24 protein-coding genes are annotated in these 22,698 nt (G+C 50.9%); 13 read left to right on the top strand and 11 right to left on the bottom strand.

Going from position 1 to position 22,698, the window contains the following annotated elements; all coding sequences use genetic code 11:
- The first annotated feature begins 1 nt into the window (after position 1).
- The gene (asd, locus tag E1H14_RS07925; protein ID WP_149390915.1) at positions 2-868 is read left to right on the top strand and encodes an archaetidylserine decarboxylase; all 867 of its coding nucleotides are present in this window, start codon (positions 2-4) and stop codon (positions 866-868) included.
- A 39-nt stretch (positions 869-907) separates the two neighbouring features.
- Positions 908-1,951 carry a CAF17-like 4Fe-4S cluster assembly/insertion protein YgfZ gene (gene ygfZ / locus E1H14_RS07920; protein WP_160142045.1) on the top strand — a complete coding sequence of 348 codons (1,044 nt, stop codon included), beginning with the start codon at positions 908-910 and terminating at the stop codon, positions 1,949-1,951.
- Between the two features lie 73 nt (positions 1,952-2,024).
- Here ygfZ and ung read toward each other — a convergent pair whose 3' ends face one another.
- From ung to E1H14_RS07890, 6 genes are all read right to left on the bottom strand, one after another.
- Positions 2,025-2,711, bottom strand: coding sequence for a uracil-DNA glycosylase (gene ung / locus E1H14_RS07915; protein ID WP_149390913.1), 687 nt, complete (start codon positions 2,709-2,711; stop codon positions 2,025-2,027).
- Between the two features lie 6 nt (positions 2,712-2,717).
- Complete coding sequence (lysS, locus tag E1H14_RS07910; RefSeq protein WP_149390912.1) at positions 2,718-4,220, bottom strand: lysine--tRNA ligase; 1,503 nt, start codon at positions 4,218-4,220, stop codon at positions 2,718-2,720.
- Positions 4,221-4,253: 33 nt separating this feature from the next.
- Positions 4,254-5,348, bottom strand: a complete 1,095-nt coding sequence (gene prfB, locus E1H14_RS07905) for a peptide chain release factor 2 (RefSeq protein WP_149390911.1) — start codon at positions 5,346-5,348, stop codon at positions 4,254-4,256.
- A 142-nt stretch (positions 5,349-5,490) separates the two neighbouring features.
- Entirely contained in the window at positions 5,491-5,931 is a 441-nt protein-coding gene (locus tag E1H14_RS07900) for a c-type cytochrome (RefSeq protein WP_160142044.1), read from the bottom strand.
- 128 nt (positions 5,932-6,059) lie between these two features.
- A complete protein-coding gene (locus E1H14_RS07895; RefSeq protein WP_149390909.1) occupies positions 6,060-6,587 on the bottom strand; it encodes a flavodoxin in 528 nt (175 codons plus the stop codon).
- A gap of 8 nt (positions 6,588-6,595) precedes the next feature.
- Complete coding sequence (locus E1H14_RS07890; protein ID WP_268814362.1) at positions 6,596-6,922, bottom strand: phasin family protein; 327 nt, start codon at positions 6,920-6,922, stop codon at positions 6,596-6,598.
- Positions 6,923-7,120: 198 nt separating this feature from the next.
- Between E1H14_RS07890 and gloA the strand changes: the two genes are divergently transcribed.
- The 3 genes from gloA (at position 7,121) to E1H14_RS07875 (ending at position 8,990) form a co-directional block, all read left to right on the top strand.
- The gene (gene gloA, locus E1H14_RS07885; protein ID WP_149390907.1) at positions 7,121-7,513 is read left to right on the top strand and encodes a lactoylglutathione lyase; all 393 of its coding nucleotides are present in this window, start codon (positions 7,121-7,123) and stop codon (positions 7,511-7,513) included.
- A 158-nt stretch (positions 7,514-7,671) separates the two neighbouring features.
- Entirely contained in the window at positions 7,672-8,469 is a 798-nt protein-coding gene (locus tag E1H14_RS07880; RefSeq protein WP_149390906.1) for a tetratricopeptide repeat protein, read from the top strand.
- 62 nt (positions 8,470-8,531) lie between these two features.
- Positions 8,532-8,990 carry an RDD family protein gene (locus E1H14_RS07875; protein ID WP_149390905.1) on the top strand — a complete coding sequence of 153 codons (459 nt, stop codon included), beginning with the start codon at positions 8,532-8,534 and terminating at the stop codon, positions 8,988-8,990.
- Positions 8,991-9,008: 18 nt separating this feature from the next.
- Here the strand turns inward: E1H14_RS07875 and lptG are convergent, their stop codons facing one another.
- Together lptG and lptF are read right to left on the bottom strand one after the other, a co-directional pair.
- Positions 9,009-10,073 carry an LPS export ABC transporter permease LptG gene (lptG, locus tag E1H14_RS07870; protein ID WP_235017421.1) on the bottom strand — a complete coding sequence of 355 codons (1,065 nt, stop codon included), beginning with the start codon at positions 10,071-10,073 and terminating at the stop codon, positions 9,009-9,011.
- A complete protein-coding gene (gene lptF / locus E1H14_RS07865) occupies positions 10,070-11,179 on the bottom strand; it encodes an LPS export ABC transporter permease LptF (protein ID WP_149390904.1) in 1,110 nt (369 codons plus the stop codon). The genes lptG and lptF overlap by 4 nt, the downstream gene beginning before the upstream one ends.
- 96 nt (positions 11,180-11,275) lie before the next feature.
- On the opposite strand from lptF, the gene E1H14_RS07860 reads away from it, so the two are divergent.
- The 3 genes from E1H14_RS07860 (at position 11,276) to E1H14_RS07850 (ending at position 16,277) form a co-directional block, all read left to right on the top strand.
- Positions 11,276-12,820, top strand: coding sequence for a leucyl aminopeptidase (locus tag E1H14_RS07860; RefSeq protein ID WP_149390903.1), 1,545 nt, complete (start codon positions 11,276-11,278; stop codon positions 12,818-12,820).
- Positions 12,821-12,861: 41 nt separating this feature from the next.
- Positions 12,862-13,311, top strand: coding sequence for a DNA polymerase III subunit chi (locus tag E1H14_RS07855; RefSeq protein WP_149390902.1), 450 nt, complete (start codon positions 12,862-12,864; stop codon positions 13,309-13,311).
- Positions 13,312-13,439: 128 nt separating this feature from the next.
- The gene (locus E1H14_RS07850) at positions 13,440-16,277 is read left to right on the top strand and encodes a valine--tRNA ligase (protein WP_149390901.1); all 2,838 of its coding nucleotides are present in this window, start codon (positions 13,440-13,442) and stop codon (positions 16,275-16,277) included.
- A gap of 87 nt (positions 16,278-16,364) precedes the next feature.
- On the opposite strand, the gene E1H14_RS13370 is transcribed toward E1H14_RS07850, so the two are convergent.
- Positions 16,365-16,496, bottom strand: a complete 132-nt coding sequence (locus tag E1H14_RS13370) for a hypothetical protein (RefSeq protein WP_268814361.1) — start codon at positions 16,494-16,496, stop codon at positions 16,365-16,367.
- A gap of 268 nt (positions 16,497-16,764) precedes the next feature.
- Here E1H14_RS13370 and E1H14_RS07845 point away from each other — a divergent pair, with 268 nt between their 5' ends.
- Entirely contained in the window at positions 16,765-16,965 is a 201-nt protein-coding gene (locus E1H14_RS07845) for a hypothetical protein (RefSeq protein ID WP_149390900.1), read from the top strand.
- 13 nt (positions 16,966-16,978) lie between these two features.
- Here E1H14_RS07845 and E1H14_RS07840 read toward each other — a convergent pair whose 3' ends face one another.
- Positions 16,979-18,061, bottom strand: coding sequence for a DUF3541 domain-containing protein (locus E1H14_RS07840; protein WP_149390899.1), 1,083 nt, complete (start codon positions 18,059-18,061; stop codon positions 16,979-16,981).
- Positions 18,062-18,464: 403 nt separating this feature from the next.
- On the opposite strand from E1H14_RS07840, the gene E1H14_RS07835 reads away from it, so the two are divergent.
- Complete coding sequence (locus E1H14_RS07835) at positions 18,465-18,659, top strand: hypothetical protein (protein ID WP_235017420.1); 195 nt, start codon at positions 18,465-18,467, stop codon at positions 18,657-18,659.
- A 34-nt stretch (positions 18,660-18,693) separates the two neighbouring features.
- On the opposite strand, the gene pdxH is transcribed toward E1H14_RS07835, so the two are convergent.
- Positions 18,694-19,344: a pyridoxamine 5'-phosphate oxidase gene (pdxH, locus tag E1H14_RS07830; RefSeq protein WP_149390897.1), complete on the bottom strand. Its 651-nt coding sequence runs from the start codon at positions 19,342-19,344 to the stop codon at positions 18,694-18,696.
- Between the two features lie 131 nt (positions 19,345-19,475).
- Between pdxH and E1H14_RS07825 the strand changes: the two genes are divergently transcribed.
- Genes E1H14_RS07825 through E1H14_RS07815 form a run of 3 tightly spaced genes read left to right on the top strand, consistent with a single transcriptional unit; the run spans position 19,476 to position 22,676 of the window.
- The gene (locus E1H14_RS07825) at positions 19,476-20,120 is read left to right on the top strand and encodes a paraquat-inducible protein A (RefSeq protein WP_149390896.1); all 645 of its coding nucleotides are present in this window, start codon (positions 19,476-19,478) and stop codon (positions 20,118-20,120) included.
- Complete coding sequence (locus tag E1H14_RS07820) at positions 20,110-20,739, top strand: paraquat-inducible protein A (protein WP_149390895.1); 630 nt, start codon at positions 20,110-20,112, stop codon at positions 20,737-20,739. Before E1H14_RS07825 ends, E1H14_RS07820 begins: the two co-directional genes overlap by 11 nt.
- Positions 20,739-22,676 (top strand): PqiB family protein, encoded by a 1,938-nt coding sequence (locus E1H14_RS07815; RefSeq protein ID WP_149390894.1) that lies wholly within the window; start codon positions 20,739-20,741, stop codon positions 22,674-22,676. The genes E1H14_RS07820 and E1H14_RS07815 overlap by 1 nt, the downstream gene beginning before the upstream one ends.
- Positions 22,677-22,698 lie beyond the last annotated feature (22 nt).

Here is a 22,698-nt window from a genome sequence, read left to right as displayed (position 1 = left end):
TGTGAAAGCGTTTTTATTTATTCTGCTCCAGCATTGCTTACCTCAGCATCTGATCTCGCGTTGCGTTGGCGCCCTAGCCAACTCTGAAACCCCTTGGATCAAGAATCAATTTATCCGCTGGTTTCATAAGCGTTATGCGATCAACATGACGGAGGCGATCGAAGAAAATCCTTTAGCCTACCCCAGCTTTAATGCTTTTTTTACACGTGCACTCAAGCCCGAATTACGCCCTATCGCTGAAGATCCCGAACACCTCGTCTCTCCCGCAGACGGCGCGATCAGTCAGCTGGGTAAAATTGATCATGGGCGTATTTTTCAAGCCAAGGGACGCAGTTACAGTCTAACAACGCTACTCGGTGGTGATTTAGATCGTGCAGCCCCCTTTATCCAGGGTGAGTTTGCCACCATTTATCTTTCACCTCGCGACTATCATCGTGTACATATGCCGATCGCCGGCGTGTTGCGTGAAACCCTATATATTCCGGGTGATTTATATTCCGTTAACCAAACCACAGCCGAGGGTGTCGACAACCTTTTTGCGCGCAATGAGCGCCTAGTGGCCATTTTTGATACAGAAATTGGGCCCATGGCTATGGTACTCGTCGGTGCCATGATCGTTGCAGGCATTGAAACCGTATGGGAAGGTCAAGTTGCTCCAGTGCTGAAACAGCCACGTATTCTTAGCCGCAGCCTTAACCCTAGCATTAGCCTGAATAAGGGTGATGAAATGGGCCGCTTTAAACTGGGTTCAACAGTCATCCTACTGTTTGGTCAGAATGCGCTCAACTGGTCGACTCAGCTGCAGGCTGGGAGTCCGGTCCGGATGGGAGAAACTCTGGCACACTATGCACAAGAGAATTCAGTTTAATTTCTTGAGTCTGTTCGTTTGCTTCAAAGGATGCTTGTTATGTCACATTTCTGGACAGATTTTCTGGCGCAAAACCCAAGCCTAGGCAGCCTCTCGGCACAAGGCTGGATCGCAGCCCCCACCCTCACGCATACAGAGCTTTGCTGGACGCCTTTGCTGTCGCAGCAACTGATCCAGGTTGTCGGCAGCGATGCCCAGAAATTCTTACAAGGTCAACTGACCTGTGATCTGCGACAACTGGATCAGAATCTGAGCCTACTGGGTGCACACTGCAATATTAAAGGCCATATGGCCAGCTTATTTCGGGTCTTTAAACTGGAAGAGGGGCGTTATTGGCTGCGAACACAGAGCGAGATGGCCGCCGACGCCCAAGCACGATTGGCTAAATACATCATTTTTTCCAAAGCTAAGCTTGAGGATCTCAGCCCAGAAACCTGTGGAATGGGCCTGAGTGGGCCTGGAGTTAAAGCGCTGCTGCAGACCCACTTCCCGACACTGAATGATTGGCCAAGCCAAGCGCACGCCAGTCGACACGGGGAAAACTGGGCACTGACCTGCCTTGAAACTGAGCGCTACGAACTCTGGGGCAGCTTCAACAGCTTACAACCTCTGCTCACAACCCTGCTCACAGAGGGACAGATGCTATCCAGTAATGATTGGTTGCTGGCCGATATCCGTGCCGGCATTCCTGATCTGCGTCCCGCGACCTGCGAAGCTTTCATTCCACAGATGACTAACCTTCAGGCACTTGAGGGCGTCAGCTTCCAAAAAGGCTGTTATACCGGACAGGAGATCGTGACACGTTTACAACATCGCGGGCAGTTAAAACGTCCGATGTTCCACATGGCCGTCTCTTGCAAGCGTACTCCTGAAGCCGGAGAGCTATTGCGTGCGGCAGAGAAAGACAACGTCGGTCAGGTTGTCCTAGCAGCTCAGACACAACCTGAAGAAGTAGAGCTCCTTGTCGTGGCCCTCAAAGAGCGTGCCGAGCAAGAAGATCTGTATTTGAGCTCAGGCGAGAAACTGAGGTTACTCAGCTTACCCTATGAATTAGACCCTAAGCTGTTTGAAAGCAAGCGCTAATCAGAGCAGTGTGCCGCTCACCAGAGCAGGCTGTGAATCCGAAGAGAAACGAAGCTCACTTTGGATTTAAGTCTCAATTTGGATGGGTAGGCAACTGCCAATCAATTGGGGTACGACCTTGCGCCTGCAACCAGGCATTCGCTTGACTGAAATGGCGACAGCCTAAAAAGCCACGATGTGCCGAAAGTGGGGAGGGATGAGGTGCCTTCAACACATGATGACGTGCGGTATTAATCATCCCCGCTTTTTTCTGCGCATAACTCCCCCAGAGCATAAATACACAAGGCTCTGCGCGCTCATTCACTAACTCAATGATGCGGTCAGTGAAGATCTCCCATCCCTGCCCCTGATGCGCATTGGCTTGACTCTGCTCCACCGTCAACACCGCGTTTAACAAAAGTACGCCCTGCTTGGCCCAACTTTCTAGGTAGCCATGCCCGACCGGTTGACAGCCCAGATCACTCTGCAACTCTTTATAGATGTTCTGTAGCGAAGGTGGAATACGCACCCCTGGCAGAACCGAAAAGCAGAGACCATGCGCTTGGCCCGGCTGATGGTAGGGATCTTGCCCCAGAATCACCACACGTACCTGATCCAAAGGGGTGGATTCTAAGGCATGAAACCACTGAGATGAGGGCGGAAAGATCACCTTACGCTGATCCTTCTGCTCACGCAGAAAGGTTTTCAGCTTCTGCATATAAGGCTTTTGGAACTCTTCCTCCAACAAGCCTTGCCATTGTGGTGCTCTTTCCAAGGGCATAGCGATTTAACCGCGAGGACGCATCGCCGGGAAGAGAAGCACATCACGGATCGAAGGCGAATCAGTGAACAGCATCACCAAACGATCAATCCCGATACCCTCGCCTGCAGTCGGAGGCAAGCCATACTCCAACGCGGTGACATAATCCGCATCATAATGCATCGCTTCATCATCACCGGCATCCTTCTCTTCCACCTGACGACGGAAACGCTCCGCTTGATCTTCCGCATCGTTCAACTCGGAGAAACCATTGGCTAATTCACGCCCACCGACGAAGAATTCAAAACGGTCAGTCACATGCGGGTTATGATCATTCAAACGTGCTAAAGGACTCACTTCAGTAGGATACTCTGTAATAAAGGTCGGCTGATCTAGGTGATGTTCGACTGTTTTATCGAAAATCTCCATCTGAATACGACCTAAGCCCCAGTTGTCCATCAAAGCGATGTCCAAACGCTCAGCGATCTGACGCGCCGCGTGCAGATCCACCAGCGCCTCCGCTTTAATCTCTGGGTTGTAGTGCAGAATAGAATCAAACACACTGATGCGGCGGAAAGGCTGACTCAGATCGTATTTAAACTCCTCCAGCACTTCACCCTGCTCGTTACGCACCGTGTTAACCAACATCGTGGTACCCAGGATATTTTGCGCCAAGGTGCGCAGCATATCTTCGGTCAGATCCATCAGATCATGATAATCGGCATAGGCCTGATAAAACTCGATCATGGTGAATTCAGGGTTATGGCGAGTAGATAAGCCTTCATTACGGAAGTTACGGTTGATCTCGAATACACGCTCAAAACCACCCACCACCAAACGCTTCAAGTACAGCTCGGGTGCAATACGCAGATACATATCCAGATCCAACGCATTATGATGCGTTACAAATGGACGTGCGGAAGCTCCGCCTGGAATCGCATGTAACATAGGCGTTTCCGCCTCGATAAAGCGACGCTCAGTTAGATATTGACGAATCCCTGCAACAATTTTAGAGCGCGTCTCAAACACTCGACGTGAATGCTCATTGGTAATCAGATCGACATAACGCTGGCGATAACGCATCTCAGTGTCCTGCAGACCCTTATGCTTATCCGGCAGAGGACGCAGACTCTTAGTCAGCAGCTGGCACTCAACCATATCGACATACAGATCCCCTTTGCCTGATTTATGCAGAGGACCACGTACACCGATAATGTCGCCCAGATCCACAGATTTGGCAAAGGCACGCGCCTCTTTATTTACATACAGCTGGATACGACCTGTCATATCCTGCAGCACCATAAACGCGCCACGGTTCAACATTACACGTCCGGCGACAGCAACTGTTTTAGGCTCAGCTTCCAGCGCTTCTTTAGTGGCTTCACCGTACTCAGCCTGTAAATCCTGAGCATAGGCATCGCGACGGAACTGATTGGGGAAGGCCTGCCCTGCTTGACGTAAGGCGCTCAGCTTTTCGCGACGCTCGGCTACCAAACGGTTTTCATCTTGTGTTTGAGTCACTTCAGACATGAAGTTCTATCCTAATCTGTAGAATTAATGCAATCAGAGGCCGGCTTTCAAACTGGCAACAATAAATTGATCCAGCTCACCATCTAACACACGGTCGCAGTTGGAGGTCTGCACACCAGTGCGTAAATCTTTAATGCGCTGATCATCGAGGACATACGAACGTATCTGACTGCCCCATCCAATATCCGCTTTGGAATCTTCCAATTCTTGTGCGGCGGCGTTGCGTTTGAGCATTTCCATCTCGTACAGTTTAGAACGCAACTGCTTCATACAGACATCACGGTTTTGATGCTGTGAGCGTGCAGACTGACTTTGCACCACAATACCGGAAGGCACATGGGTGATACGTACCGCCGATTCCGTACGGTTAACGTGCTGTCCACCCGCGCCTGAAGCACGATACACATCTACTCGCAAATCGGCTGGATTGATTTCGATCTCGATGTTGTCGTCAATTTCAGGCGAAACAAACACCGACGCAAAGGAGGTATGACGACGACCACCGGAATCAAAAGGTGATTTACGCACTAAGCGATGCACACCTATTTCGGTTCGTAACCAACCAAAGGCATATTCGCCTTCAAAGCGAATCGTAGCACTCTTAATACCTGCGACCTCGCCATCGGAGACTTCAATCAACTCGGTTTTAAAACCCTTATCCTCACCCCAGCGCAAATACATGCGCAGCATCATGCTCGCCCAGTCTTGAGCCTCGGTTCCACCCGAACCTGCCTGAATATCTACGAAAGCGTTGTTAGCATCCGCTTCCCCAGAAAACATCCGACGGAATTCCAGCTGTGCCAACTTATCTCCTAAGGCAACAACTTCTGATTCCACCTCAGTGACGGTGTCGGCATCATCTTCTTCAACCGCCAGATCCAGAAGATCACGCGCATCCTGAATACCACTGGACAACTCATCCAGGGTCTGCACTATGGTACTCAAGCTGTTGCGCTCACGCCCCAGCTGCTGAGCATTCTCAGGGTTATTCCAGACTTCAGGATTTTCCAGCTCACGCTCGACCTCTTCTAGACGCTCACGCTTAGCAGCATAATCCAGGTAGCGATGCAGCGTTTCGGTACGTTCACTGAAATCTTTCAGGCTGTTCAGAATCGGGTTGATTTCCATCTTGGCACTTACAAACTCAGGGTTTGGGAAAAGGCGCCTAGTCTACCTGATTCATGCCCTGCTTTGAATTCTTGCGCGGAGGTGAAGTGCAAAAAACAAACAAGGGAGCACTAAGCTCCCCTGCTGATTTCATGGCCGTGAATTAACGCGGCACACGGAAGCTGTCGTGACAACCTTTACAAGTTTGACCCAACTGACCGACCGCTGGACGCAAGGCTTCCAGAGTACCCACTTCTGCCGCAGCAACCAGCGCCGCAGAATCCGCCTGGAATTTTTCCATACCGCCGGCAAACATATCCCATTTTGCCCAAATTTCTGCTTTAGAGTCGCCACCTTCAGTGCCAGGACCAAAACCTTCTAAAGGCATATGACTCAGCGCCGACAACTGGCGAGCATGGTGCAGAGCCTTGTCCGCATCATACTCCACCATACCACGCGCCATACCCCCTAGTGGGTCCATATGCCACTTCACAACTTTGAATACAGATTGACGGTATTCGATCGATTTTTCCGCATCCGCCATCGCGGCCTGAGCACCCAGCGCCAATGCGGCGGCTAGAACAGTTGTTGCCATTTTTTTCATAACAGGTTCCTTTGTTAAGTGGGCAGATAAAACATTGATTACATACATAAGCATGTCAATCTTTAATCCTAACCCCGTTTTAATACTCGAAACACCATATTAGACATAACTGATGAATCTGTCACACTCTAGCCTGCTTGAAAAGCATGACACACACGTGACAACCAAGTATGTAAGCGCTCATCAGTTTCTGCCGCCTGACAATCTTGATCCAGAGCCAAGCCAACAAAGTGCTGGCCATCTTCTGTCAGGGCACGCGAAGCCTCAAAGCTATAGCCTTCGACTGACCAGGGGACTAAGAGTTCAGCGCCACGAACTTGCAACAAATCAGCCAGATCGGCGAGTGCATCCACAAACCACTCCCCATACCCGATCTGATCTCCAAGACCAAAGAGCACCACCTTGACCTGGTGAAAGTCCATGACTTCCAACTCAGCCCAATGTTCAGCCCAATTTTCTTGCTTCTGGCCAAAGTCCCAAGTCGGTATTCCCAATATGAGATATCGATATTGAGGCAGTGCCGCGACACCCTCACGAGCTATATCGTGTAGGGAAGCCGAGCGCCCTAAGAATTGCGCAATTCTATGCGCAATCTCTTCGGTGTGACCGGTTGTACTGGCGTAAAAAATGCCGACTTTAATCTCTGGTTGCAGCATCCGCTGTATTATTCCTCGTTGGTATCGCGCTTTAAGCCGGTGAGTGCACCACGCGCAATCCGTTCCATTGCGGCTCGAGCTTCTTGCAAGGCACGCAAGTTTTGTTCATTGGCACCCCGTAAGGATTTTTCCAATGCCTGAGCATAGTTATGTTGCAGAGAGATCAGATCCACTGGTGTTTTACACTTCTGCCACTCTTCTCCCTGCTTCATCGCCAGATCAATACACGCGCAAGTGTAATCAAACTGGTGGCGCGTCAGCTCTTCTAACATACGCGACTGCACATCAATCAGTTCGCGTAGAGGTGCTACAGAATCATTCATTATTTTTGTCATATCCTGAAACATATCCATCTCCCGGAGGTCATAAGCCATATTCATTTTAGGGTTATTACACCACTTTGCAATGACCCTTTCTGCGATTCAGTGACAGCGCCAGTTTCGCAGGTTTATCATAGTGCATCGATTCCAGCCATTGTCTCTATTTTTATCAATAGGCTTTTAAAAACAAGCTTTAAAAACAGGAGCTTTCTTATGCGATTACTGCATACCATGCTACGCGTTGGCAACCTTGATGCCTCCTTGGCTTTTTACACCGAAGTGTTGGGCATGACCTTGTTACGCAAGAAAGACTATCCTGAAGGCCGCTTCACACTCGCATTTGTCGGTTATGGCCAAGAGTCCGAGAACACGGTACTTGAACTCACCCACAACTGGGATACAGATCAATATGATTTAGGTAAGGGTTATGGCCACATTGCCATTGAAGTAGAAGATGTATACACCGCTTGTGATGCAATTAAAGCAAAGGGCGGTGAGGTGGTGCGTGAAGCGGGCCCCATGAAACATGGCGCGAGCATCCTAGCCTTTGTTAAGGACCCAGACGGTTATCTGATCGAACTGCTCAGCCCAAGCCGTAAAGATTAAAGCAGGTCACGCGCATCACTGCCGGACAAGATTTTTTTTGATAGAATACAGCCAGATTATTAGAAAATACTAAATCAGGGCAGTTGAACGCATTTTTCTCTGCCCTTTTGTGCTGCATCTGTTCACTTAACCGGATCGGACACTAAAGGTAACCATGCATGAAAAAACTAGCCCTCGCTGCCGCAGGCCTTGCCCTCACTCTGTGCTTCTCACCTGTTTACGCTAGCAGTCTCGCCAGTGCACGCGCTGACCTAGAGGCTGAAAACTATAACCAAGCTCTGACGACACTCAAACTCTTAGTTCGTGATGGGGATGCCGATGCCAGCAACCTGTTGGGACAAATGTATGAGCAGGGTTTAGGTGTTGATGTGGATGAAACCGAAGCCGCCCGCCTCTACGACCTCGGCGCGCGTCAAGGCCACCTTGATAGTGTAACCAGCCTACGTGCGCTTCGAAATAAAGCTTATGCAGAGGAGTTCGCACGTATTTTACCCCTGGCGGAAGCTGGGAACAGCGAAGCGCAGAATCGTATTGGTGAAATGCTTGAGTTTGGCATGGGCGTCGAGCGTAACGGCGATGAAGCTTATAACTGGTATCAGCGTGCGGCTGAACAGGGCGACATCTCAGCCTGGCATAATCTAGGCCGCAGTTACAACTTCGGCACCGGTGTTGAGCAGGATTTTGCGACCGCTGAGCGCTGGTACCTACAAGCCGCAGAACGCGGTTATACCAACTCTCTGTTTTATCTCGGCACTCTCTACGCCACGGACCACGGTACAGATGATAGTCATAATCCCGACATTATCGCCTATGCTTGGTTACAGAATGCAGCAGAGCTCGGAGACAAAACAGCACAGCCCATCGCTCAGCGTCTATTGATGAAGCTAGATGAAGCAGAAATCGAAACTGCCAAAGTTCTGGCTGAAGAGTACAAAAGCCGTTACGTCAAAAACTGATCCTCTCCTCTCAGGATGGCCGCTTCAGTTGCCATCCTGATTCCTTGTTTTAGGACCTTCGCATGTCAGCCTACCCAAGACGCCCTTTTCGCAACAATCCCGAAATTCTCGGCACCGCGCCACTTTTCCGCCGCCTCATGGCGATGCTGTACGACTTTATGATTCTGCTCGCGATCTGGATGATCCTAGGGTTTGTAGCGGTAGGACTGAATTCTGGAGAAGCGGTGGAAGGCCCCTGGTTCAACAGCTTACTTTTCTGTGTCACCTTTCTGTTTTTTGCCTTCTTCTGGACACGTAACGGCCAAACGCTAGGCATGCAAGCCTGGCGTATTCGTGTCCAAACTCTAGATGGTTATCGCCTGAACTGGACGCAGTCTTTATTGCGCTTCATGCTCGCCATCCCGTCTATCGCGCTGTTCGGTCTGGGTTATCTCTGGATGTTCTTTAGTGATGAACGCATGACCTGGCATGACAAGTGGTCAGACACCTGCGTTGTACTGTTGCCGCCTTATAAAAAATAGGGGTCAAGACGGCATCTCTCAACCGGCCTTACGTAATAACCAACCACCACCGAGTACACAGAGCATAATCGGCAGAAGAATCGCTAAAAAGGGTGGGAAGCCAAAGACACTGCTGGCCGGCCCTAACAGATCCTGGGCGAATTTGAATATTAACCCCAACACCACACCGGTGATGACACGCTGCCCAATAGAGACACTGCGCAAAGGGCCAAAGATAAACGAAATACCGACTAGAACCAGCGCCAACATCGAGAGAGGTTGCAACAACTTCGCCCAGAAAGCTAAGAGATAAACATCCGCATTTACGCCCTGCTGTTGCAAATAGGCTGAATAAGACCAAAGCCCTGAAATCGACAGATCTGTGGGCTCAACCACCACAACAGACAAGAGCTCAGGGGTCAAGCCGCTTGGCCAGACTTCAGCACTCAACTCTTGTGTTTCGGTATTTTGTGCATAAAGACGTGTCTCCTGAACACCGCTCAGGTGCCAAGCTCCCTCTCGATACTCACCCTGGCGGGCATAACTGCTACGTTGCAACACCATCTGAGGTGAAAACTCGTAACGCGTAACACCATGAATTTTCTCGCCGGACTCCACCGCATTAATGTGGATGTAGGTTGATCCTTCTTTGTGCCAAACACCGCTGCGTGAGAAGAGCGCACCGCCACCGGCCATCGCAATCGCACGCACACTCTGCGCACGCTGCTCTGTCACAGGTGCAATAAACTGCCCCAGTAACATCGCCAAAGCGGCCAAAATCAGCACCGGTTGAAACACCGCCCAGGCAATACGTGCGGTTGAGAATCCACTGGCACGCATCACCGTTAACTCGCTATGGCTGGCTAGCATCCCAAGACCAATCATAGCCCCGACAAGCGCACTCAAGGGGATAAATTCGTATAAGCGTCGTGGCAGCGTCCAAAGCACATAATGCAACGCACCACCAAGAGTGTAATGCTCATTGAGATTGCTCAACTGATCGAGAAAAGCCATCAGCAGATCCAAACCCAGGATCACCAGTAACACCAACAGGATGGCCAAGAGCACATGCCGCATAATGTAGAGATCAAGACGCAACATCATACCGCCCTCTTTTTCGGCAACCAGGTCATTAGGCGTGCGACACCCCTAGACACAAGCTTCGACCAGAAACGGCTCAACCAGATAAGATTCGCCGCAATCAGCAAAAAGGCCAGATGGATGGCCCAAAGTACAGCTGGATGCGCCCCCTTCTCCAGCTCAGAACGCACACTCGTCAACAAGCCTACGTATAAAAGGTACGCCAGAATTGCAGGGATCAAACGCGCAAAACGCCCCTGCCGGGGATTGGTATGGCTTAAAGGCACCGCTAAGAGTGCGACCACTAGGGCTAACACCGGTAAAGAAAAACGCCAATGCAAGGCCGCACGCTCACGCGCACCCGTCGCTTGCCACAGCGCGGCACTCGATTGTGCATCCAGAGCACGAATCTCGGCGCTTAATTCAGGCTCAGGCAACTGCACGCCATATTCCTGATAGGCGATGCGCGTGAAGTTCAGATCGCCAGGGCGTCCATCAAAACGGTAACCCTGATGCAAGACAAGAAAACGCTGATTCTGCTCAGGCAACAAGCGACGTTCCGCCGATTCCGCAATCAACAAAATAGGCCGCCCTTGATTATCCAACTGACTGATAAATACCTGTTTCAAGCGATCATCAACCAGCGCTTCAGCATAGGTTACCTGGCCCGAGGATTGTGACTGAAAACGCCCTGGTGTTAACAGATCCAACTCACTTCGCGACTCCTGCTGCGCAAAGACACGCTCTGCCTGGCTCAAACCATAGGGCGAGAGATATAAAGATAAAACGGCCACACAGACTGCGACGACACTGGCCGGACCTAGAGTGTAGAGGAGTAAACGCTTTTGACTGACACCTGTTGCACTTAACACCACCATTTCACTGTCGAGATACAAGCGCCCATAGGCCAACAAAATGCCTAAAAATAAGCCGAGCGGGAGCAACAACTCCAAAAAACCGGGCATACGGTATAACAACACCAGAAACACCGCGCCCGCCTCAAGCTTACCTGCAGCGGCATCCGCGAGATATTTAATCAGGCGCGCACTGGTAATGATAAGCATCAAGACAGCCGTAACCGCCAGAGTGCTTTGCAAGACTTCGCGGGAGAGATAGCGGAATATGATCAAGACAGAATCCTGGTCGTCGACGTGGTTTCAATCGGGGCAAATGGTTTATAGTGCATTATCCTTTAATCGTCTTTGAATGTCTTGTTTGGAGCCTACATGTTTTTTGAAATTCTCAGCGACAACCCGGAAACTCTGGAAACCGACTGTCTCGTTGTGGGTCTTGAGGCCGACGGACAACTCACGCCTAGCGCCGCACGCATTGATCAGGCCACCTCGGGTGCCTTGACCGACCTGATCCAGAGTCAGGATCTCAGCGGTAAAGCAGGCGAGCTACTGCTGCTACACAAACTGCCAGGCATTCAAGCCAAACGTCTTCTGGTGGCAGGCTTAGGCAAAGAAGATGAGCGCAAAGATCGCCACTATCGCAAACTGATTAAAGGCATTAATGCCACCCTGAGCAAACTCAATCTGAGTCGTGTCGTCGTCGCCTTGGATGGACGCGCCAGCGAGCTGCCTGATCTCTATCGCCAGACGCGCCTATTAGTGGAGTGGACATCTGCTGACTTCTATCAATATGACACAACAAAAAGTAAAAAAGCAGACCCCATCACCCTGGAGCAATTTGCGATTCACCTCCCCATGGAAGACGCTGAACTCGGTGAAAGCGCACTGCTCGATGGAGTCGCGATTGCCAACGGTGTCAGCAGCGCCCGCGAACTGGGCAACCTGCCAGGTAATATCTGCACTCCGAGCTATTTAGCGGATCGCGCCAAAGCTTTGGCTGAAGAGTTTGACAGCCTTAAGGTCAAGGTTTTAAACGAAGACAAGATGGAAAAGCTTGGCATGCACAGCCTCTTATCCGTAGGTCGTGGCAGTGCGCAGCCTTCAAAACTGATCGTCATCGAATATAACGGCGGCGATGATGACAGTGCACCGCATGTCTTGGTTGGTAAAGGGATTACCTTTGACACCGGCGGCATCAGCTTAAAGCCTGGCGCAGGCATGGATGAGATGAAGTTCGACATGTGTGGTGCCGCCAGCGTACTGGGTGCGATTGAAGCCGCCGCTGAAATGCACCTTCCCATCAATCTTGTCGCGCTGGTCGCAGCCGCCGAAAACATGCCAGGCAGCCAGGCAACAAAACCCGGTGATGTAGTCACGACTCTCTCCGGCCAGACAGTCGAAATTCTCAATACCGATGCCGAAGGACGCCTGGTTCTGTGTGATGCCCTGACCTATGCTGAACGCTTTAATCCGGCCAGCGTGATCGATGTCGCCACCCTGACCGGCGCCTGCATCATCGCTTTAGGGCATCATGCCAGCGGCCTGCTTTCCAATGACCAAGAGCTTGCCGATGCCTTGATGCAAGCCGGTGACTATGCCTCTGACCGCGCCTGGCCCCTACCACTTTGGGATGAATACCAAGAGCTTCTGGATTCTAACTTTGCTGATATGGCCAATATCGGTGGACGTTCAGCGGGCACCATCACCGCCGCTTGCTTCCTTTCACGCTTTGCCAAAAAATTCCGCTGGGCTCACCTAGATATCGCCGGGGTGGCTTGGAACAGTAATGGCAAAGACAAGGGTGCAACCGGCCGCTGCGTACCTTTACTCTGCCAGTACCTGATCGATCTTGCTGAAGAAGCGACGGATGCCGCTGAAGAGGAAGAAGGTGCACCTCACCACCATCACTACCACTAAACCCGAAATCACCGGCTATTCAGGAGCGCCACACCCCCACTATGGCCCGCGCTGATTTCTATCTACTGGCCGATGCCGATGAAGACAGTCGCTCTGTCTTCATCGCGCGTCTGTGCGAGAAAGCCTTCAATCAAGGTTTACAGGTCCTTTTGTACACGCGCAACGAGAGTCAGGCAGAATTTTATGATCGTTGGCTATGGTCTTGGCGTGCCGAGAGTTTTTTGCCGCATTGCCTAATGCAGGAGTCGGCTCAAGCCCCCATTCTCATCAGCCATGATCCACGCCTCAGCAACTCACAACTGGAATCGATTGATCTGTTAATCAATGCCGCCGATGACCTGCCCGACTTTGCCTTCCAACTCCCCCGCCTTGCAGAAGTAGTGCGACAAGAGGCACTAGCCTTAGAGGTGTCACGTCAAAATTATCAATTATGCCGTCAAGCCGGTTTCTCTCTCGAGCGCCATGACATGCGCTCACTCCCCCAGGCGTAATCGCAAAAGAGCCAACCGCTAATCTACACCCCAGCGCCGGCAATCGCTATAATGCAAGGTTTTCGAATCAGCCTGCAGCCACGACTGCGACCTGTCCTTTATCGCCCAGATCATTTATCGAGAGAAGCATGGATAAGACCTATCAGCCACACGAAATCGAACGCGCCTGGTACGAAAAGTGGGAGCAAAAGAATTACTTTGCTCCGTCTGGTCAGGGTGATGCCTACAGCATCATGATTCCACCGCCGAATGTCACCGGCAGTCTGCACATGGGCCATGCCTTCCAAGATTCGATCATGGACAGCCTGATTCGCCATCAGCGTATGCTCGGCAAAAACACTCTGTGGCAGGCCGGTACCGACCATGCCGGTATTGCAACCCAGATGCTGGTCGAGCGCAAACTGGCGGCAGAAGAAGGTAAATCACGTCACGATCTAGGCCGGGATGCGTTTATTGAACGTATTTGGGAGTGGAAAGAAGAATCCGGCGGTACCATTACGCGTCAATTACGCCGCATGGGCGCGTCCCTCGATTGGAGCCGTGAGCGTTTTACCATGGACGAAGGTTTCTACAAGGCGGTACAGGAAGTATTTGTTCGTCTCTATGACGATAAACTCATCTACCGTGGTAAACGCTTGGTCAACTGGGACTGCAAACTGCATACCGCCATTTCCGATCTTGAAGTCGAAAACAAAGATCAGAGCGGACACCTCTGGCACTTCCGCTACCCACTTGCGAATGGAGCGCTCACCGCCGAAGGCAAGCACTACATCGTAGTCGCTACAACACGTCCAGAAACCATGCTCGGTGACAGCGCGGTGGCGGTGAATCCAAAGGACAAGCGTTATCAAAATCTAGTCGGTCAATATATCGACCTGCCCCTGGTGGGCCGTCGCATACCCATTATCGCCGATGATTATGTCGACGCAGAATTCGGTACAGGCTGCGTTAAGATCACTCCCGCTCATGACTTCAATGACTATGAAGTCGGCAAACGCCATCAGCTCCCGATGTTTAACATCCTCGACCATAATGGTGCCGTTTTGAGCCGGGCGGAGGTCTTTAACAGCGATGGTACTGCCAATGGAGATCTGGATGATCGCCTACCTGAGCAGTACCACAGCCTAGATCGTTTTGAAGCACGTAAATTAATCATCAGCGAGTTTGAGGCCGCGGGTCTTCTCGAAAAAATCGATGACCACGCTCTTAAGGTTCCTTACGGGGATCGCTCCGGTACTGTCATCGAACCCCTACTCACCGATCAATGGTTTGTGGCCGTGGCTGATCTGGCCAAACCGGCCATTGCCGCAGTTGAGCAAGGCGATATTCAGTTTGTGCCTAAGCAGTACGAAAACATGTACTTTGCTTGGATGCGCGATCTGCAGGATTGGTGTATCTCTCGTCAACTCTGGTGGGGCCATCGCATTCCGGCCTGGTATGACGATTGCGGTAATGTCTATGTCGCGCGTACCGAAGCGGAAGCTCGCAGCAAATACCAGCTCAGCCACGACCTCGCACTGACTCAAGACAACGATGTTCTGGACACCTGGTTTTCCTCTGCCCTCTGGACCTTTGGCACCCTGGGTTGGCCGGAGCAGACCCCTGAATTAAAAACCTTCCACCCAAGCAGTGTCTTGGTCACCGGTTTTGACATCATTTTCTTCTGGGTGGCACGCATGATCATGTTCACCCTTAAATTCACCGGTGAGGTGCCGTTTAAGACTGTTTATGTTCATGGCTTGGTTCGTGATCAGGATGGTCAAAAAATGTCTAAATCTAAAGGCAATGTTCTTGATCCACTGGATCTGATCGATGGCATCGAGCTGGAAACCCTCGTGGCTAAACGCACCGGCAATATGATGCAGCCACAATTAGCGAAAAAGATCGAAGAGCAAACTCGTCGACACTTCCCAGAGGGCATTTCAGCTTACGGCACCGATGCCTTGCGCTTCACCTTCCTGTCACTCGCCTCTACAGGTCGTGATATCAAATTCGATATGAACCGCATGGAAGGTTATCGTAACTTCTGCAACAAACTCTGGAATGCCGCACGTTACGTCTTGATGAATACCGAAAATCAGGATTGCGGTATCCAGGGTGAAGCCGTCGAGCTGACGCTGCCTGATCGCTGGATTTTGTCGCGCTTACAGGAAACAGAGCAACAGATCGCCAAGCATTTTGCCGACTATCGCTTCGATCTCTTAGCGAATGCACTCTATGAGTTTGTCTGGAACGAGTACTGTGATTGGTATCTGGAGCTGTCGAAACCTGTACTCTGGGATGAAAACGCACCCGCTGAACGTTTGCGCGGTACGCGTCGCACTCTGGTACAGGTACTGGAAACCATTCTGCGTCTTGCCCATCCGCTGATGCCTTACATCACCGAAGAGATCTGGCAACGCGTGGCGCCACTGGCCGGACAGCAGGGTGATACGATTATGCTGCAAGCCTATCCTTTAGCAGATGAATCCTTGATTGATCCTGCGGCCAATGCTGATATCGAATGGCTCAAAGGAGTGATGCTGGCGATCCGTAATATTCGCGGCGAAATGAATATCGGCCCAGGCAAAACGATTCGTATCTTACTGCGCAATGCCGATCAGGAAGATCTACGCCGTTTAGAAACAACCCGCACCCTGCTGCTCAAGCTGGCAAAACTGGAAGAGATTCAAGTTCTCGCCACAGGTGCTGACGCACCGATGGCCGCCACTGGTCTACTGGGCAACATGGAAATCCTAGTGCCTATGGCAGGATTGATTGACAAGGAAGCCGAACTGGCACGTCTGGCCAAAGAACTGGACAAGCTGAATAAGGAAATTGCGCGCCTAGATGGCAAACTCTCGAATGCAGGCTTTGTCAGCAAAGCACCTGCCGAAGTGGTTGCAAAAGAACGTGAAAAACTGGCTGAAATGCAATCGGCTTATACACGTTTGAGTGAACAACAAGCTGAAATCGCGCGCATCTAAGCGCTTCTTTATCTTAGCGCTCACAGAGCGCTAAGGCTTCGGAGCGGATCTTGTCATCTCAGGATCCGCTCCTTCTACCCTGCGACATCACTTCTTTTCATCTTCATTCATCAGATGACGGACTTTGATAAAGGCCCAAACCATCACAGCACTGATGCCAATCACGCCCACCAGACTCGGCACCAAAACTTCCAGACTGTGTACATCGATACCAAACATGACCCTACCCTCAAAAATTTGAATTCGCGGTCAGATTACCCTGTTCATGCCAGCTGAATATTGATGCAGCTCAAGATTTTTGCCGAGAAGAACAGAGCCGATGCTCAGGCTGATCTGTGTCTAATCTCAGTCAACTAAGTCGAGATTAGATTGGTCAATTCCTGAAAACTGCATCTACACTATAGACGAAGCAAGCAAAACTGACGTATGTCAGGCTCTTGCTAGTGATTGCTAGTGATTTAAGTCCTCAAAAATAAGGAGACACACCATGCCCAGTCGTATTCACCGCTGGACACCTGAGCAGCTGATCAAAATGAATGAAGAGACCTTTATGGTTGAAGTTCTCGATATGATCAAATTCTCACCCGAGATAGATGACTCCGACTCCAGCGTGGCTGATATGAAAAAAACTCTGGATGCGGTCGAAGCCGCTCTAAAGATGCGTCTAGACGCACGCCAAAACTCCTAAGCGCCAGAACAGCCTAAGGCTCGGGCGAACTGAGTGTTGCTAAGCGTGGCCCGGGGTGTAGCGCCTCAGGCCACTTCAGTAGCAAAATCGCTAAGACATTACGATGCTGCCCAGACACCAGTGAGCGACTGCCTTGAGGCGAAGGAATCAGATTAGCCTCTGAATCAAACGCCTGAATCAAGGCGGCTTCAATCTTCGCTAACAGCGGCTCATCCTGCTGCCCCATCAAACGTAAAGAAATACCGACTTCCGTGTAAATATCTTCGGTGGCCTCACGCAGAATCCGCTGATCCAATGCCCGGAATGCCTCCAGCACCCAAGCAAACTCCTCAGCACTGACCTCCTGCTGATAGTAGCGACTGGCAGCAATCACGATATGGGTCAAGCCATAGAGTTTGTTGCGCAGCGCCGTCTGATTCAGATAGGGATCACGTTCCAATGGAAAGTGAGCCTGAAAAGCCTGCACATACTCGGAGCGTAAATCCAAGAACTCCAGCTCATGTAAGAACCAGACCCAGTTCGCTGTCTGCGCTGTATAACGCTCTAGCATGTCGGGATGGGTCACCCAAGACTGAAAAGGCCGACTGGACAGATACGCCCGCGCGGTTTGCCATTGCAGAGGTGTGAGTTCGGCCTCTAAGCCGTAATAACGCACTTGAGTCAAACGAAACAGCAAACGGCTGGCAAAAATTAGATCCTCACGCTGTGACAAAAGATGATAACGCTGGCGCTGACGCTCACTGCGTAAAGGATAACGCGCCAGCGCTGCAGTAACCACTTGATCTAGAAACGCAGCATCTTCAGCCAAAGCATCCAAATCCTGACGCAAACGACTGAGCACCTGATCCGCATACTGCTGATTGACCTCGAGGTAAGCCTCACTTCCGGTCAAGCGGTAAAGACGCTGGGCATAGTGTCTCTGCTTGCTCATCGGTAAAAGATGAAAATCACGCTCATACCGCTGTTGGATGCGCTCAGCCACTTCTCCGGCATCCAAAACCGCAGCCTTGTCCTGGCAACCCGGCAAAATCACCAAACAAAACATGACCCAAAACCCAAGCATCCAATGCCGTTTAATACTGCGATCTGTGCGCACAGCTGCCTCCTCACCTAGCGTCTGTTTTCAGATGCATCCTAACGTTTCTTCACAGCCTTCTCCATAAACATTCAAAATCAATTTTAGATATATCAATTTATCATTTTTGAATTAGCTTTATTCGATAAAGGTCTAAAAACAATTGAAAATTTTATTTATATAAAACAACAAGTTAACTTCATTAAAACCAAGCAGTAAAAAAACCAGAATCGATAGATAAATACCAATAAAATCAATTAGTTAAATCCAATAAAATCCAGGCTTAAACTTGCAAAATCATTAATTTAATTTAAAATATCATTAATTATTTATAACAATGCATTTTAAGGAAATGATGATGCAAGAGAAGGAAATAAGACTACTTTTCAAAGCCGGCGTATTTGAATCCTGCCAGGCGATACCGGTGTCTATGTCTCGCGGTTGGACACTAAAATTTGTGACACGCGATCAGGAGGTGATCACACTCAATCTGCAGCGATCTAAGGATGAACGGGAATTTAAAAGCCTGGATGGGGCAGCGGCCGTCGCCAAACGCATCGGTTTTGACTGGCTGAATGTGCAGATAGGCGAGTTACAGTGGCGCGAAAAGGTCTCATAATGCTGCATCAGCAAAATGAGACCGGATAGGAAAGCTAAGGTTGTAAGCGGGTAATCTGCCACCCCTCGGCTGTGGCCTGATAGATAAAGCGATCATGTAATCGACTCGGGCGACCTTGCCAAAACTCATAACGTTCAGGTTTGAGCAAATATCCTCCCCAGGTGGGCGGACAGGCTACAGCCTGCTCATCTAAACTCTGCTGTAAATTGGCCACGGCAGTTTCCAAGGTTTGACGACTGTCGACCGGTGAGCTTTGGCAAGAAATGGCAGCACTCAAACGACTACCTAGTGGGCGCTCATTAAAATACTGTTCACTCAACGCACGTTCGACTTTTTGCACACGGCCTCGAATCCGTACTTGACGTTCCAGACCTGGCCAATAAAACAGCAGCTCAGCCTGCGCATTCTCCGCGAGATTTTGCCCCTTCTCACTACGGTAATCGGTAAACCAAGTAAAACCTTCCGCATCATAACGCTTCAGCAAAACTATACGCGCAGCCGGCATCCCCTCTTTATTGGCGGTCGCCAGAGTCATCGCCGTCGCTTCATCTGCATATTGGGCGATAGCCTGTTCTAACCAGTGTTTAAACTGCTCTAGTGGATCCGCTGCCAAGGCATCACGATCCAATCCACCCACAGCGTATTCGCGTCTGAGGGTGCTGATATCCGCGTTCGACTTCTCCATGAGACTCTCCTAGCAAGGTATACTCTCTTTACTATAAACGAAAACACGCACGAAACGGCTGCGCAGGATCAAGGTCTAAGCCTGCGGGTCTAGGTTTAAGCCTGCGCCTAAGTTTTTGATTCGGAGCGACCATGCCGACAACTCATCCAGACTATCGTCATCTTATCGCTTGTAATGAATGCGATCTTTTACTGCATCGGCCGGTGATTCGGATCAGCCAAACCGCACGCTGCCCACGCTGTCAGAGCGTATTAATCAGTGCCCGCGCCAACAGTATTGAACGCAGTTTGGCGCTGGCCTGTGCAGGACTCATTCTGATTCTCCCCGCCAATCTATACCCTTTACTCACACTGGAACTCTTAGGGCAAAGCCGATCTGAAACCATCTTCTCTAGCGCCATGGCTTTGTTTCAGGATGGACTCTGGGGGGTCTCTTTATTGGTCTTGCTTTTCACTATTTTGGTGCCTATCTGTAAGCTCTGTTTACTCTTTTGGGTGAGCCTTGGGTTGCAAATGCGCTGGTCTCTACCGGGGTTAAGCTTTGCTCTACGCAGCTATCTGCATCTGGATGAATGGGGCATGTTAGAGGTGTATCTGGTGGGTGTCCTAGTTTCGGTGGTCAAACTGGCCGCTATGGCCAGCTTAGAACCGGGGCCGGGGCTTTTCTGTTTAGCCGCTTTGATTTTGGTCACCACACTCAGCTCCTCAATGCTGGACAAGGATCTCTTCTGGGCCCGTATTGAAGCGCTACAGGAGCCTGATCAAGATGGGCGTTAAGACTGGCATTTCAGCCGCCAAACAACAACTGATCAGTTGCCACGACTGCCACGCGCTCTGGCCTGTAGAGGAAGCGCCCGGACATTGCGCCCGCTGCGGGAGTCGACTGCATCTGCGCAAACCGGCGGCCATGACACGTACCTGGGCTTTGCTCCTCACCTCCGCCTTTTTACTGCTACCTGCGAATCTATTACCGATCATGCAGATTACAAGCTTGGGACGTGGTGAACCGGCTACGATTATAGGCGGCATTCTTGAACTCACTCAGCATGGCCTGTATGGCATCGCGTTTATTGTATTCCTTGCGAGCCTGCTGATCCCCATTGGCAAGCTCTGCGGTTTGTTGATCATGCTTTTCACCCTACAAATGGGCTGGACCACCAACATGCAACAAAAGATGCTGATGTTTCGCATGGTGCATTGGATAGGGCGTTGGTCGATGCTGGATATTTTTGTGGTCGCGGTGTTAGTCAGCCTAGTGCAGATGGGCAATCTCGCTCAGATCAGCGGACAGCAGGGTACCACAGCCTTTGCCGGCGTGGTGATTTGCACTATGCTGGCCGCCAACACCTTCGATACCCGCCTGATTTGGGACCGCTATCCTGATGAGAGTAGTTAATGTCTGACACGAGTCCACTCAAGCAACGCGCTGTAATCCGCAAACACCGTGGCCCCTCCGTGGTCTGGTTACTTCCACTTTTGGCGGCACTGATTGCGGGCTGGTTGGTGTACAAAACCTACCAAGAAGCAGGCATTATGATCGAAGTGGTGTTTGAATCTGCGGAAGGCTTGGAAGCGGGGAAAACCCGTGTCATGTACAAAGGCTTAGCGGCCGGAGATGTGCGCCGCATTACACTCAATGAGGATTTCCAGAGCGTTACCGCGCATATCGAAATGAACAGCCTTGCACAGAGCATGCTGAACTCAGAAACACGTTTTTGGTTAGTCAAACCCCAGGTGTCGCTCCAGGGAGTGAGTGGCTTGGAAACCCTGATTTCAGGTTACTATATTGGAATCTTACCGGGTGAAGGTGAGAGTCAGCGCCAATTTATCGCCCTGACTCAACCCCCTCCGCCCTCCCGCGATGAAGAGGGCTTGTATATCACGCTACGAGCCGATTCGGCACGCTCCTTACAACGTGATGCGCCGGTATTTTTCCGCAGCCTGGAAGCTGGCCGCATTCTCGATTACCGCCTGGATGACTCGGGCAAACAGGTGTTAATTGATCTATATATTCGCCCTGAGTTTGCAACACGCGTCACCGAACGCTCACGTTTTTGGAACGCCAGTGGCATACAGATCGATGCCCAGCTGCCAGATATTACCCTACATACTGGCTCTCTCTTATCGATGATCAGTGGAGGGATTCATTTTGACTCACCTGATTTCGGGCAGCCACGCCCGGCTCGACAAGGCGCCGAATTTACTCTCTATGCCGACGAAGACAGCTCACGTGAAGATCTGAACTATCAAGCCCCGGGGTTTGAGGGCGTCAGTCTGCGCTTATTGGCCCCAGCACTGGATGGCATTACACGCGGCAGCGCTTTATTACATTCCGGTATTAAAGTTGGCCAGGTTACAGGGTATCAACTCAATCCTAACGAACCCGGGGTCATTATTTACGCCAGCCTGCGCCAACGTTATGCCCATCTGCTACGGCAGGACTCTCGCTTCTGGCGCTTACAGCCTGTGCGCAGTCGCTTTTCCCTGCAGCAAGGGTTTGAGCTGGAAATGGATACTCTGCGCACGCTGATTCAAGGCGGTATTGCTTTCTCCACCTCCGATGGCCCGCAGGCCCCTGCGGGCACACACTTTACGCTCTTCAACAATGAGAGCGAAAGCCATCAAGATAGCATTCGAATCACCTTGGAGTTTCCACCCGGCCCTGCTCTACACGCCGGTAGTCAGATACGCTTTCGTGAACAGCCGGTGGGAGAAATTCTCTCAGTTTCTCTGCTAAATGCCGAAGGGCACTTATTTGCTGAGGCTCTACTCTATCCCGAAGCGCGCTTTCTCGCTCGAGCAGGCAGCCGCTTCTGGGTGGTACAACCCAAAATTCGTCTCAGCGGGGTGCGCCATCCGGAAGCCTTACTCTTAGGTAATCATGTTGCCGTCAGCGCAGGCGCAAGTCGCGAGCCGCGCCAACACTTTGTTGCTCTCTCAACAGCCCCCGCTTTTTTACCTGGGCCGGGGTTAAATCTGGTTCTCACAGCGGAACGCTTGGATTCTTTAGATCAAGGTAGTCAAGTGTTCTACCGTGGTGTGGCGATTGGCGAAGTCAGTGGTTATCAGCTCAGCCCCCAGGGGGAGCGGGTAGAGATTTATCTGCATATTCAACCGCAATACCAATCCCTGGTGACCACCGCGAGCCAGTTTCGTAATGTCGGAGGCATTCGTGCCAGTGCGGGCTTATTTAAAGGTTTAGATCTTCAAGTATCCAGCTTAGAAACCCTTTTAGTAGGTGGTATCGAGCTGATTACCCCCGGATCAGCGCCCGTGGCAACGGAAGGCTTACACTTTCCGCTGCTAAGCGCTGAAGAGCCCCAACTACGTTGATCCACCCACCTGACGCGGAGAA

The sequence above is a fragment of the Nitrincola tapanii genome, assembly GCF_008368715.1.
Taxonomy (GTDB): Bacteria; Pseudomonadota; Gammaproteobacteria; order Pseudomonadales; family Balneatricaceae; genus Nitrincola; species Nitrincola tapanii.
Note: the sequence above shows the minus strand (reverse complement) of the source record. Positions and strands in the feature narration are given on the sequence as shown.